The sequence below is a fragment of the Anaeromyxobacter diazotrophicus genome, from assembly GCF_013340205.1.
GTDB lineage: Bacteria > Myxococcota > Myxococcia > Myxococcales > Anaeromyxobacteraceae > Anaeromyxobacter_A > Anaeromyxobacter_A diazotrophicus.
On the sequence record NZ_BJTG01000009.1, the window covers coordinates 183494 to 196421 of the forward strand.

General features: G+C 75.0%; 10 protein-coding genes. 6 read left to right on the top strand and 4 right to left on the bottom strand.

The window, feature by feature from the left end:
- Positions 1-34: 34 nt before the first annotated feature.
- Entirely contained in the window at positions 35-2353 is a 2319-nt protein-coding gene (locus HWY08_RS21955) for a hybrid sensor histidine kinase/response regulator (protein ID WP_235969697.1), read from the top strand.
- A 24-nt stretch (positions 2354-2377) separates the two neighbouring features.
- Here HWY08_RS21955 and HWY08_RS18225 read toward each other — a convergent pair whose 3' ends face one another.
- From HWY08_RS18225 to HWY08_RS18235, 3 genes are read right to left on the bottom strand one after another with little or no spacing between them, the layout of a single operon-like run.
- Positions 2378-3271 carry a 5'-3' exonuclease gene (locus HWY08_RS18225; RefSeq protein WP_176067857.1) on the bottom strand — a complete coding sequence of 298 codons (894 nt, stop codon included), beginning with the start codon at positions 3269-3271 and terminating at the stop codon, positions 2378-2380.
- Positions 3272-3282: 11 nt separating this feature from the next.
- Positions 3283-3579, bottom strand: coding sequence for a hypothetical protein (locus tag HWY08_RS18230; RefSeq protein ID WP_176067859.1), 297 nt, complete (start codon positions 3577-3579; stop codon positions 3283-3285).
- Positions 3580-3622: 43 nt separating this feature from the next.
- Positions 3623-5842 (bottom strand): ATP-binding protein, encoded by a 2220-nt coding sequence (locus tag HWY08_RS18235; protein ID WP_176067861.1) that lies wholly within the window; start codon positions 5840-5842, stop codon positions 3623-3625.
- Between the two features lie 285 nt (positions 5843-6127).
- Between HWY08_RS18235 and HWY08_RS18240 the strand changes: the two genes are divergently transcribed.
- Genes HWY08_RS18240 through HWY08_RS18255 form a run of 4 tightly spaced genes read left to right on the top strand, consistent with a single transcriptional unit; the run spans position 6128 to position 10852 of the window.
- Positions 6128-7669, top strand: a complete 1542-nt coding sequence (locus tag HWY08_RS18240; RefSeq protein ID WP_176067863.1) for an ABC transporter ATP-binding protein — start codon at positions 6128-6130, stop codon at positions 7667-7669.
- Positions 7666-8742, top strand: a complete 1077-nt coding sequence (locus HWY08_RS18245) for an ABC transporter permease (protein ID WP_209005183.1) — start codon at positions 7666-7668, stop codon at positions 8740-8742. Before HWY08_RS18240 ends, HWY08_RS18245 begins: the two co-directional genes overlap by 4 nt.
- The gene (locus HWY08_RS18250) at positions 8739-9659 is read left to right on the top strand and encodes an ABC transporter permease (protein ID WP_176067865.1); all 921 of its coding nucleotides are present in this window, start codon (positions 8739-8741) and stop codon (positions 9657-9659) included. Before HWY08_RS18245 ends, HWY08_RS18250 begins: the two co-directional genes overlap by 4 nt.
- Before the next feature lie 53 nt (positions 9660-9712).
- The gene (locus HWY08_RS18255; protein WP_176067867.1) at positions 9713-10852 is read left to right on the top strand and encodes a BMP family ABC transporter substrate-binding protein; all 1140 of its coding nucleotides are present in this window, start codon (positions 9713-9715) and stop codon (positions 10850-10852) included.
- 61 nt (positions 10853-10913) lie between these two features.
- Here the strand turns inward: HWY08_RS18255 and HWY08_RS18260 are convergent, their stop codons facing one another.
- Positions 10914-12305 (bottom strand): 8-oxoguanine deaminase, encoded by a 1392-nt coding sequence (locus HWY08_RS18260; RefSeq protein WP_209005184.1) that lies wholly within the window; start codon positions 12303-12305, stop codon positions 10914-10916.
- 98 nt (positions 12306-12403) lie between these two features.
- Between HWY08_RS18260 and HWY08_RS18265 the strand changes: the two genes are divergently transcribed.
- Entirely contained in the window at positions 12404-12907 is a 504-nt protein-coding gene (locus tag HWY08_RS18265) for a deaminase (RefSeq protein WP_176067872.1), read from the top strand.
- Positions 12908-12928 lie beyond the last annotated feature (21 nt).

Here is a 12928-nt window from a genome sequence, read left to right on the forward strand (position 1 = left end):
AGGATGCTGGGCTCGAGCCGCGGACGGAGCTCAGATGACCGAGAGAGTCGGGCCAGCGACCCGCGGCGAGGGTCCGGCCGGCGCGCCGCCGGCGGCGGCGTCGAGGCCTCGCGAGCTCGGCTGGGCCGTGGCGTCCGCCAGCGGGGCGGCCCTCCTCCTCGGGCTCTTCTTCTTCGGCGCGTGGTTCGCGGGGCTTCCGGCCCGCTGGTCGGCCACCGGCGCCATCACGATGAAGACGAACGCCGCGCTCGGCGTCGCGCTGGCCGGGTTCGCGCTGCTCCTGCTCGGCCCTCGCGAGGCGGCGGGCGGGAGGCGCTGGGCGGGGACGGCGGCCGCCGCCGTCGTGCTGATCACCGGCGCGGCCACCCTCGCGGAGCACCTCCTCCAGTGTGACCTCGGGGTGGATCAGCTCCTCGCCTCCGAGCTCCCCGGAGCGGCCGCCACGGTGAGCCCCAACCGCATGGGGCCGCCCGCCTCCGCGAGCCTCGCGCTCCTCGGGGCCGGCCTCCTCGCGCTCGGCTGGAGGCGGGTCCGCTTCATCGCGCCGTACCTCGGGCTGGCGACGTGCTTCGTCAACCTGGTCCCGGCCGTCGGGTACCTCTTCGGCATCGGCGCGTTCTACGGCCACGCCCCGCTGACCGGCATCGCCTGGCCCACTGTGCTCGCGCTGCTCACGCTGGGCTTCGGTCTGGTGCTGGCGGGCCGCGGTGACGGGCCGGCGGCCCTGCTGCTCCGGGAAGACGAGGGCGGCGCCTTCCTGCGGCGCGTGCTCCCCTGGACCCTGCTCGTCCCGCTGGCCCTCGGCCTCCTCGCCGTCGAGGGTGAGCGGCGCGGCCTGTACGGCGTCGCGACCGGCGACGGCGCCCTGGTCCTCGCGCTGGTGTTCTTCTTCTCGGTCTTCCTGTGGCGCAGCGCCGGCCGGGTGAGCCGCGCCGCCGCCGCGCAGCGGTCCCTCGCCCGGTTCCCGGAGGAGAACCCCGACCCCGTCCTGCGCGTCGACGGCGGGCTCACCGTGCTGTACGCGAACCAGGCGGCGCGGGCGCGGCTGCGACCGCTCCAGGTCGAGGTGGGGCGCACGGCACCGCCCGAGCTCGCCGCGCTGGCCGGGCGCGCCCTCGCCGAGGGGCGGCGGCTCGAGACGGAGGTGCGGTGCGGCGACGCGCTCTTCTCGATGAGCGTGGTGCCGGTCGGAGCCGAGGTGAACCTGTACGGCCAGGACGTCACCGCCCGCAAGGCGATGGAGGAGGAGCTCCGGGAGGCCGACCGCCGCAAGACGGAGTTCCTGGCCGTCCTCTCGCACGAGCTGCGCAACCCGCTCGCCCCCATCCGCAACGGCGTCTACGTGCTGGAGCACGCGGCGCCGGGATCGGAGCAGGCGAGGCGTGCGCAGCAGGTGATCGGCCGCCAGACCGGGCACCTCGCCCGCCTTGTCGACGACCTGCTGGACGTCACGCGCATCTCGCGCGGCAAGATCGACCTCCGGCGCGAGCCGCTCGACCTCCGCGAGGTGGTCCGGGCGACGGTCGAGGACCAGCGCGCCCTCTACGCGCGGGGCGGCATCGCCCTGCACCTCGAGGAGGGCGCGGACGCGGTCCGGGTGGAGGCCGACCGGACCCGGCTCGCGCAGGTGCTCGGGAACCTGCTCAACAACGCCCTCAAGTTCACGCCGGCGGGCGGCGCGGTGGCGGTGCGCCTCGAGGTCCAGGACGGGCGAGCGGTGCTACGGGTCCAGGACGACGGACAGGGCATCGACCCGGCGCACGTGGAGCGGATGTTCGAGCCCTTCGCGCAGGCGGACCACGGGCTCGCCAGGACCCTGGGCGGGCTCGGCCTCGGGCTGGCGCTGGTGAAGAGCCTGGTCGAGCTGCACGGCGGCGCCGTGCGGGCGCGCAGCGAGGGGCCCGGGCAAGGGGCGGAGTTCGTGGTCTCGCTGCCGCTCGCGGCCGGCGGCGGCCCCGCGAGCGCGCCCGCCGCGGGCGCGGGCGCCCGGAGGCGACTCGTGCTCGTCATCGACGACAACGCGGACGCCGGCCAGACCCTGGCCGACCTCCTGGAGCTGGAGGGCCACGCCGTCCACCTCGCGTGCGACGGGCGGTCCGGGGTGGCCCTCGCCCGCGAGCTGCGCCCCGACGTCGTCCTGTGCGACATCGGGCTCCCCGACCTGGACGGCTACGAGGTGGCGCGGACGCTGCGGCGCGAGGAGGCGCTGCGGTCGACCCGGCTCGTCGCCCTCACCGGCTACGCCCAGCCGGAGGACCGCGCCCGCGCGGCCGAGGCCGGGTTCGACGCCCACCTCGCCAAGCCGCCGCGGCTCGAGGCGCTGGCGAAGCTCCTCGGCGCAGACGGTGACTGACCCGGGGCCGGCGCGAGGCCGGCCTCAGGGAGGGTCGCGCGCCGCCAGCCGCGCGGCGAGCGGGGCCAGCAGCGCGCGCGCCCCCAGCGCCTCGCACCACGCCTCGAAGCGGGCGCGGGGGATCCCCCGCCAGCGCAGGTCCTCGAGCGACTCCGCCAGCGGGACGTCCCGCACCAGCGTCGCCAGGCGCCGGTAGAGCCCCGCCGCCTCGCGCTCCGCCTCGAGCTGCCGCGCGAGCTGCGCCGCGCCCCGGACGCCGGCGGGCCAGGCCGCGGGATCGCGCGGGATGTGCTCGAGGTGGAGGTGCTCCGCCAGCAGGGCCGAGGCGGTCCGCTCGCCGAAGCCGGCCAGGCCGGGGATCCCGTCGGCGTCGTCGCCGACCAGCGCCAGCCAGTCGGGGACGCTCTCGGGCCGGATCCCGCGCCGGGCGAGCAGCGCCGCCTCGTCGAGCACGCGCCGGCGGATGCGGTCGACCTGCACCACCCGCTGCCCCGCCAGGCACTGCCCCAGGTCCTTGTCCGGCGTGAGGATCCGCACCTGCGCCGCGGCCTCGCCGAACCGCGCCGCGCCGGTGGCGAGGGCGTCGTCCGCCTCGACCTCGCGCATCGACCACACCACCACCCCGAGCGCCCGGGTGGCCTCCTCCGCGGCGTCGAACTGCGCCCGGAGCTCCGGCGGGACGCCCTCGTCCGACTTGTAGCCGGGCCAGAGCTCGTTCCGGAAGGAGCGGATGGGGTTGTCGAACGCCACCGCCAGGTGCGTGACCGCCTCGCCCTCGTCGTGGAGGAGCGCCAGGAGCGACGCGGCCAGCCCCACGGTGGCCTTCGCGTCCCAGCCGCCCGGCGCGCGGTGTGGGGGCCGCTTGGCGTGGTGGGCCCGGAACAGCTCGAAGGTGCCGTCGACCAGGTGCAGGCGCATCGGCCCCTGGCTCACGCGCTCGGCCAGGCCTTCAGGGTGAGGAGCACGCGCGGGGCGCCCTCCGCGGTCGCGGGCGGCCACGCCTCGCTCCGCACGAGCTCGTACAGCCCGCGCCCGGCCACGTACAGCACGTCGCCGGCGTCGGAGAGGGCGCCCTCCACCACCTGCACGGTGATCACGTCGCCGCGCGTGGACACCAGCACCACCTCCAGGTCCGGCACCTCGAGCTGCTCGAGGGCCACGCGGGCGGCGATGTCGGGGCCGACGCCCCGGTCGAACGTCCACACCTTCAGGGCGTCGTTGAGCACGCTCCCTCCCTTAACCCCGGGCGCGCCGGGCGGCCCGGCTCGTTCACGGCGCGGGGGCGTCCAGCGCCCGCCTCACGGCGGCGAGGAGCGCGGCCGGCGTGAACGGCTTCGGCAGGAAGGGGGCGCTGGCGGGGAGCTCGGCGCCGAGCGCGTCGCCGGTGTAGCCGGACATGAAGGCGAGGCGCACCCCCGGCCGCAGGGCGCCCACGCGGCGCGCGAGCGCGGGCCCGTTCTCGTCCGGCAGCAGCACGTCGGTCAGGAGTAGGTCGATGGGGCGGGGGTGCTCGGCGGCGATCGCCAGCGCGGCGGCCGCTGCGGACGCGTCGAGCACGGTGTAGCCGCGCTGCTGCAGCGCGCGGCGGGCGACCGCGCGCAGGGCGTCGTCGTCCTCCACGAGCAGGATGGTCTCGTGGCCGCCGGAGCCGCCCCCGGCGGCCGGGGTGACCGCCGGCGCCGCGGCGCACGGACCGTCGTGGTGCGGCAGGTAGACGATGAACTCCGACCCCTCGCCCGGCGCGGAGCGGACGCGGATGGCCCCGCCGCTCTGCGCGACGATGCCGTAGACGGTCGAGAGGCCGAGGCCGGTCCCCTTCCCCGCCGCCTTGGTGGTGAAGAACGGCTCGAAGATGCGGGCCTGGAGCTCGGCGTCCATCCCGGCGCCGGAGTCCTTCACCGACAGCACCGAGAGCGGGCCCGCCGGCAGCCCGGGGTCGTGGCCGCTCGCCGGGACGGCCCCCTCGCGCTCGCTCACGGTGATGGTGAGCCGGCCGCCGCCGGGCATCGCGTCCCGGGCGTTCACCGCCAGGTTCACGATCACCTGCTCGAGCTGCCCGGGGTCCGCGGAGGCGCCGCCGCGCGCCTCGAGCACCACCTCGAGCGCCACCGCCTCGCCGAGCAGGCGCCGCAGCATCTTCTCCAGGCCGCGCACCACGTCCGCGAGCGCGATGGGCTGGGGCGCGAGCCGCTGGCGGCGGCTGAAGGCGAGGAGCTGCCGGGTGAGGGCGGCCGCGCGTTCGCTGGCCGCCACGATCTCCGCCGCGTCCTGGCGCGCGGGGTGTCCGTCCGGCAGCTCGCCCTCGATCATCCGGGCGCACGACAGGATGGCGGTGAGCAGGTTGTTGAAGTCGTGGGCCACGCCGCCGGCGAGCTGGCCGACCGCCTCCAGCTTCTGCGCGTGGCGGAGCTGCTCCTCCAGCCGGCCCCGCTCGGCCTCCTGCCGCTGGAGCGAGTCGGCCATCTCGTCGAACGCCCGGATGAGCTCGCCGAGCTCCTCCTGGCCCGGCACGAGCCCGGTGCGCGCCCCGGCGTCGCCCGCCGAGAGGCGCCGCGCGGCCGCGATGAGCGCCTTGAGCTTGCGCACCAGGAGGAGCTCGCCGGCCCAGCTCGCCGCGAGGAGCGTCAGCGCCGCCACCAGCCCGAACGCGAGCAGGCTGAGCGCGGTGATCCGGTTCACCGGCGCGAGCACGGCGGCGGTGGGGAGCGCCGCCACGACCTGGATCACGGGCTCGCTGCCGCTCCCGAAGACGGTCTGGAGCGCGTGGATGCGGGGGACCCCGTCCACCCCGGGGAAGTCGAGCGGCGCGCGCGCGCGGGCGAGGAGCGCCAGGCGAGCCGCGTCGTAGGGCTGCCCCGCGCGCTCGGGGTGGCCGCGTGCCGTGATGATGACGCCCCGGCGGTCGAGCACCTGGACGTCGGCCCCCTCCGGCAGCGCCAGCGCGTCGAGGCGCCGCTGCAGGTAGCCGACGTCGAGCGAGGCGAAGGCGACCGCCCGCAGCGCCCCGTCGGCGCCGAACACCGCCTGGCCGAACCCGAGCGAGCCGGCGCCGACGATCCGCGAGACGACGTACTCCCCGACGCCGAAGTCGCGGGTGGCCAGCGCCTCGCGGAAGAAGCGGCGGTCCCCCAGGTTGACCGGCCCCCGCTGCGGCGCGGCGCTGCAGAAGACGTCCCCGTCGAGGTCGATGGCGCCGATGTTGAGGTGGATGGGGTCGCGGGCGAGCAGCGGCGCGAGCTGCGCGCTGCAGCTCGGATCCCGGGAGACCACCCGGTCCATCCGGGAGACCGCCAGCAGCAGCCCCCGCGCGCCGTCCGCGGGCCGCTGGTGGATCTCCGAGACCAGCCGGGCGAGCTGGTCCGCCTCGGCGCGGGCGTCGCTGACGAGGAGCCGCCGGTGCGCGAGGGAGGCGAAGGCGAGCACGCCCAGCGCCGGCAGGAGCGCGACCACCACCAGCGCGAGCAGCCTGAGGCGGAGACTGGAGAGCACGCGGGGCTTCCCCCTGGAGACGACGCCCGTGTCCCCGAGGCGGGGAACGCTACCCTTACCGCAGGCGCCCAACCCCGGGTATCCCGTATTTCGGCGCGCACCCAGGGCCCGCCCGCCGCCCGGGTCCGCGCCGCCTCCGGCGGCGGAGCGCGCCCGCGAGCGTCCCCTCCGACGCCGATTGCGCCCCCCGGGGGTGTCGAGCTAGCTTTGCGCCTTTCCGCCCATCTCCGCCGCCCTGGCACGGCGCCCCGTGCAGCCCTGCCTCCGGCCCCAGCGGACTCGAACGTGATCACCCCCCGCCTCCAGCTCGAACACATCACGAAGCGGTACGGCGCGGTGGTCGCGAACGCCGACGTGGCGCTCACCGTGCAGCCCGGCGAGATCCACTCGGTCCTGGGCGAGAACGGCGCCGGCAAGTCCACGCTGATGAAGATCATCTACGGCGTGGCCCGGCCGGACAGCGGCGAGATCCGCTGGAACGGCGCGCCGGTCCACATCCGCACTCCGCACCAGGCGCGCGAGCTCGGCATCGCGATGGTGTTCCAGCACTTCTCGCTCTTCGAGACGCTCACGGTGGCGGAGAACGTGTGGCTGGGCCTCTCCCGCAAGGTGAAGCTGCGGGAGGTCACGGCGGGCATCCGCGCCAAGGCCGCCGAGTACGGGCTGGAGCTGGACCCGCTCCGCCCGGTGCACACCCTCTCCGTCGGCGAGCGCCAGCGGGTCGAGATCGTCCGCGCCCTCCTCGCGAACCCGCAGCTCCTCATCCTGGACGAGCCGACCTCGGTCCTCACGCCGAACGCGGTGGAGGCGCTCTTCGTCACGCTGCGGCAGCTCGCCTCGACCGGCTGCTCCATCCTCTACATCAGCCACAAGCTCGACGAGATCCGCGCCCTCTGCCACCGCTGCACGGTGCTGCGCGGGGGCCGCGTCTCGGGCACCTGCGACCCGACCCAGGAGACGACCGCCAGCCTGTCGCGGCTCATGATCGGCGCCGATCCCCCGCGGCTGCTGCGCCGGGCGCCGAAGCTGGGCCAGCTCGCGCTCCACGTGCGCGAGCTGAGCCTCCCGCCGCACGACCGGTTCGGCGTGCCGCTCGAGCGCGTCTCGCTCGACGTGCGCGAGGGCGAGGTGGTGGGGATCGCCGGGGTCTCCGGCAACGGGCAGCAGGAGCTCCTGGCGGCCCTCTCCGGCGAGGATCCCCGCGCCGAGGTGGACGCGGTGCAGCTCTTCGGCCGCGGCATCGGGCGCCTGCGCGCCGGGCAGCGGCGGCGGCTCGGGCTGCACTTCGTCCCGGAGGAGCGGCTCGGGCGCGGGGCGGTCCCGCTGCTCTCGCTCGCCCACAACCTGCTCCTCACCCGCCGCGAGTCGCTCCGCGCGCTCGGCTGGATCGACCGGGGGGCGCTGCGCGAGCAGGCGGTGGGCATCATGGACCGGTTCGGGGTGAAGGCCTCCGGGCCGGCGGCGACCGCCAAGAGCCTCTCGGGCGGGAACCTCCAGAAGTACATCGTGGGCCGCGAGATCGACGCCGTCCCCAAGGTGCTCATCGTCTCCCAGCCGACCTGGGGAGTGGACGTGGGCGCCGCGGCGCAGATCCGGACCGAGCTCGTGGCGCTGCGCGACGACGGGTGCGCGGTGCTCGTCATCTCGGAGGAGCTCGAGGAGCTGTTCGCGGTGACCGACCGGCTGTACGTCATGGCGAAGGGGCGCCTCTCCCCCTCCGTCCCCACCTCCGAGGCGACGGTGGAGCAGATCGGGACCTGGATGAGCGGCCTCTGGTCGCCGCCCGCGGACGGGACGGCGTCGTCCACCACCGGGGAGTCGCGATGACGCTGAGGCTCGAGCCCCGGACCGTCCCCTCGCCGTGGATGGGCATCCTCTCGCCGGTGATCGCCCTGGTGGTCACCGTCCTGGCGGGCGGCACCCTCTTCTTCGCGCTCGGGAAGGACCCCGGCAGCGTGCTCTCGGTGTTCCTGCTCGAGCCCTTCCACGGCGTGCGCGCCCTGACCGAGCTCGGGCTCAAGGCCACCCCGCTCATCCTGTGCTCGGTGGGCCTGGCGCTGTGCTTCCGCTCCAACATCTGGAACATCGGCGCGGAGGGCCAGTTCCTCGTCGGCGCCATCACCGGCGGCGGCCTGGCCCTGTGGGTGACCGCCGCGCGGGTGCCGCTGTCCCCGTGGGCGTTCTTCCCGCTCGTCGTCCTGGCGGGCGCGGCGGGCGGCGCGGCCTGGGCGGCGATCGTCGCCTTCCTGCGCGACCGGTTCCACGCGAACGAGATCCTCGTCAGCCTGATGCTCGTCTACATCGCGAACCTGCTCCTCAACTGGCTCGTCTTCGGGCCGTGGAAGGACCCGAAGGGCTTCAACTTCCCGCAGACGATGAGCTTCTCCGCCGCGACCGCGCTGCCGCGCGTCTTCCCCGGCCTGCGGCTGCACTGGGGCGTCGCGGTGGCGCTCCTGGCGGCGTTCGCCATGTGGCTGTTCGTCTTCCGCACCTACCGCGGGATGCAGCTCCAGGTGGGCGGCCCCGCCCCGGCGGCGGCGCGCTACGCGGGGTTCTCGTCCCGCGCGGCGCTGTGGACGGCGCTCCTCATCTCGGGCGCGCTGGCCGGCATCGCCGGCGCTTTCGAGGTGGCGGGCCCCATGGGCCAGCTCACCCCGTACGTCTCGAACGGCTACGGGTTCACCGCCATCATCGTCGCCTTCGTGGGGCGGCTCCACCCGCTCGGCTGCGTGCTCGGCAGCGTGCTGCTCTCCATGATCCTCATCGGCGGCGAGCTGGCCCAGTCGCGCGTCGGCCTGCCCTCCGCCGTGAGCGGCGTGTTCCAGGGCGTGCTCCTCCTCGCCCTCCTCGGCTGCGACACGCTCACCCTCTACCGCCCGCGCTGGAGCTCCTCGCGATGAACGAGCTCGCCCTCCTCGTCGGCGCCACGCTGAGCGCCGGGACGCCCCTCGCCATCGCCGGGATGGGCCTGCTCGTGAACGAGCGCGTCGGCGTCCTCAACCTCGGCGCCGAGGGCACGATGCTGGTCGCCGCGGTGTCGGGGTTCGCGGTCGCCTTCCACACCGGCAACACGGCGCTCGCGCTCGCCGCCGGGGCGCTCGCCGGCGCGGCGCTGGCCGCCCTGTTCGGCTGGCTCGTCATCTGGCTCAACACGAACCAGTACGCCACCGGCCTCGCGGTGAGCCTGTTCGGCGCGGGCTTCTCCGCCTTCGTCGGGATCGACTACGTCGGCCGCCAGCTCGTGCAGCACGGGGCGCCCTCGATCCCGGTGCTGCGCGACCTCCCCTTCCTCGGGCCGGCGCTCTTCCAGCAGCACCCGGTGGTCTACCTGACCATGCTGCTCGCGCCGCTCACGGCCCTCTTCCTCTACCGGACGCGCGCCGGGCTCGTCCTGCGGTCCATCGGCGAAGCCCCCGACGCCGCGCACGCGCTCGGCTACCCGGTGCGGCGGATCCGGCTGGCGGCCGTCATGGTGGGGGGCGCGCTGTGCGGCGTCTCCGGCGCCTACCTCTCCGTCGTCTACACGCCGCTGTGGGTCGAGGGGATGGTGGCGGGGCGCGGCTGGATCGCGCTCGCCCTGACGGTGTTCGCCACCTGGCGCCCGGCGCGCATCCTCCTCGGCGCCTATCTCTTCGGCGGGGCGACCATGCTCCAGTTCCACCTCCAGGCACAGGGCGTGCAGGTGGCCAGTCAGTTCATGACGATGCTGCCGTACGCGGCTACCATCGTCGTCCTCGTGCTGATTTCCCGCAACGCGGCCTGGATCCGGCTCAACATGCCGGCCTCGCTCGGCAAGCCGTTCTTCCCCGGCTCATAGCAGCGCGCCAACCCGGCCAGCGCACCTGGCCTCAACCAAGGAGCACCGCACCCATGGAGAAGCGACCGCTCACACACCTCGCGCTCGGCGCCCTCGTCGCCCTGGCGAGCCTCACGGCCTGCAAGGACGAGAAGGCCGCCGCCCCCGCCCCGGCCCCCGCCGCCGCTCCGGCGCCGGCCGCCGCCGCGCCGCTCAAGGCGGCCTTCATCTACGTCGGCCCGGTCGGCGACGCCGGCTGGAGCTTCGCCCAGGACCAGGGCCGCAAGGAGGCCGCCGCCAAGTTCGGCGACAAGGTGGTGACCAGCTACGTCGAGAAGGTGCCCGAGGGCCCCGACGCCGAGCGCGTCATCCGCGACCTGGTCGCCCAGGGCAACAAGATGATCTTCGCCACCTCGTTCGGCTACATGGACGCGATGGTGAAGGTCGCCAAGGACTTCCCGGACGTCTACTTCGAGCACGCCACCGGCTACCAGACCGCGCCCAACCTGCGCGTGTACGAGGGCCGCTTCTACGAGGGCGCCTACCTGGCGGGCATCGTGGCCGGCAAGATGACGAAGACCAACACCCTCGGCTTCGTGGCCTCCTTCCCCATCCCCGAGGTGCTCCGCAACATCAACGCCTACACGCTCGGCGCCCAGAGCGTGAACCCCAAGGTGAAGACCAAGGTGGTGTGGGTGAACGCCTGGTTCGACCCGCCCAAGGAGACCGAGGCGGCGCAGTCGCTCATGAACCAGGGCGCCGACATCCTGCTCCAGAACACCGACTCGACCGCGGTGCTGCAGGCCGCCGAGCGCGCGGGCAAGTACGCCTTCGGCTGGGACAGCGACATGAGCGCGTTCGCGCCCAAGGCGCACCTCGGCTCCTGCGTGCTGCGCTGGGGCGTCTACTACGAGAAGGCGTTCCGCGACGCGCTCGACAAGACCTGGAAGCCCGAGGTCACGAAGTGGGGCGTCAAGGAGGGCATGACCGACTTCGTCAAGGTCGCCGACTTCCTGCCGGCCGACGTGAAGAAGGCGGTCGAGGACGCCAAGGAGGGCCTGAAGAACGGCACCGTCAGCGTCTTCAAGGGCCCCATCGTCGACAACACCGGCAAGGAAGTGCTGGCCAAGGACGCGCCCGCCGACGACAAGTGGCGCGGCGAGGTGGCCTTCTACGTGAAGGGCGTCGAGGGCAAGGTCCCGTCGGGCAAGTGACCTGACCTGCCGCACCGGGGGCCGGGAGCGGGCCGCGCAGGCGGCCCCCCCGGCCCTTGGCCTATCCGCCGGCGACGAGCGCCAGCGCCAGCTCGCCGTGGCGCCGCACCACCGGGTCGAGGTCGAACGAGGTGAGCCGCCCCTGGCGCACCCGCACCTGGCCGTCGACGACGGTGTAGGCCGCGCCGGGCGAGGCGCACAGGAGCAGCGCGCCCACCGGGTCGTGCACGGCGGCGCCCGAGAAGGCGACGCCGCCGAGGTCGAAGAGCGCCAGGTCTGCGCACATCCCGGGCGCGAGGTGCCCGATGTCCGGGCGGCCGAGCACCTGCGCGCCGCCGCGGGTGGCGAGCGCCAGCGCGTCGCGGACGGTCATGGCGGCCGGGCCGCGGTCGCAGCCGAACGGCTCGAGCGCGAGGCCCACCCGCTGCAGGAGCAGCGCCTGCCGCGCCTCCGCCACCATCTGCGCCCCGTCGTTGCTGGCGCTCCCGTCGACGCCCAGGCCCACCCGCACCCCCGCCCGGCGCATGGCGAGCACCGGCGCGATCCCGCTCGCGAGCCGCATGTTGCTCGACGGACAGTGCGCGACCCCGGTGCCGGTGGCCGCGAAGCGCGCCAGGCCGGCCGCGTCGAGCTTCACGCAGTGGGCGTGCCAGACGTCCTCGCCCAGCCACCCCAGCTCCTCGGCGTACTCGGCCGGCGTGCAGCCGAACTTCTCGCGGGTGTAGGCGACGTCGTGGTCGTTCTCGGCGAGGTGCGTGTGCAGCCGCACGCCGTGCTTGCGCGCCAGCGCCGCCGAGTCGCGCATGAGCTCCCGGCTCACCGAGAAGGGCGAGCAGGGCGCGACCGCGATCTGGAGCATCGCCCCGCGGGCGCGGTCGTGGTACCGCCCGATGAGCCGCTCCGTCTCCCGCAGGACGTCGTCCGGGCGCTCCACCACCTCGTCGGGCGGGAGCCCGCCCTGACTCCGCCCCACCGTCATCGAGCCGCGGGTGGCGGTGAAGCGCATGCCGGCGGCCCGGGCGCCCTCGATGCTGTCGTCCAGCCGGACGCCGTTCGGGTAGATGTAGAGGTGGTCGCTGGTGGTGGTGCAGCCGGACAGCAGCAGCTCGGCCATCGCCACCTGGGTGGCGACGCGGATCATCTCCGGCGTGAGCCGCGCCCAGATCGGATAGAGGCCCGAGAGCCAGGAGAACAGCTCGGCGTCCTGCACCGCCCGCACCGCGCGCGTGAGCGACTGGCACATGTGGTGGTGCGTGTTGACGAGGCCCGGCAGGACCAGGTGGCCGCGCGCGTCGATGACCTCGTCGGCGGTGCGCGGCAGGCTGGCGGCCGGCCCGACCGCCTCGATCACGCCGTCGCGGGCGAGGAGCGAGGCGTCCGTGAGCTCGCGGCGCGCGTCGTCGAAGGTGGCGATGACGGCGGCGTCGCGGATGAGGAGGGTCTTCGAGGTCACGGGAGCGTGCGGTCCGGGGGGAGGCGTGTGGTAGCTTCCCGCGGATATTAGCATCCAGGCGCAACCGCCTCCGCGCGACCGGAGCTCGACCCCACCCGATGAGCACGCCCACCAGCCCCTCCTCCGCCGCCGACGCCGCCTTCCTGCGCCGCGCCTTCGAGGTGGCGCGCCGCGCGCGCGAGCACGGCAACCACCCCTTCGGCGCCCTCCTGGTCGGCCCGGGCGGCGAGGTGCTCCTGGAGAGCGAGAACGGCTACCTGCCCGATCGCGACATGACCGCCCACGCCGAGCGGCTCCTCGCCACCCGCGCCTCGCGCGCCTGGCGGCCCGACGTCCTGGCCCGCTGCACCCTCTACAGCTCGGCCGAGCCGTGCGCGATGTGCGCCGCCGCCGCGTACTGGGCCGGAGTCGGGCGGGTCGTCTACGCGCTCTCCGAGCGCCGCCTCAAGGAGGTGACCGGCGCCCACCCCGAGAACCCGACCCTCGACCTGCCTTGCCGCGCGGTGTTCGCGGCGGGCCAGCGGCCGGTCGAGGTGGTGGGGCCGCTGCTCGAGGACGAGGGCGCGGCGCTCCACGCCGGCGCGTGGGCGCGCACGCCCTGACCGCCCCTCTCCCCACTCCCG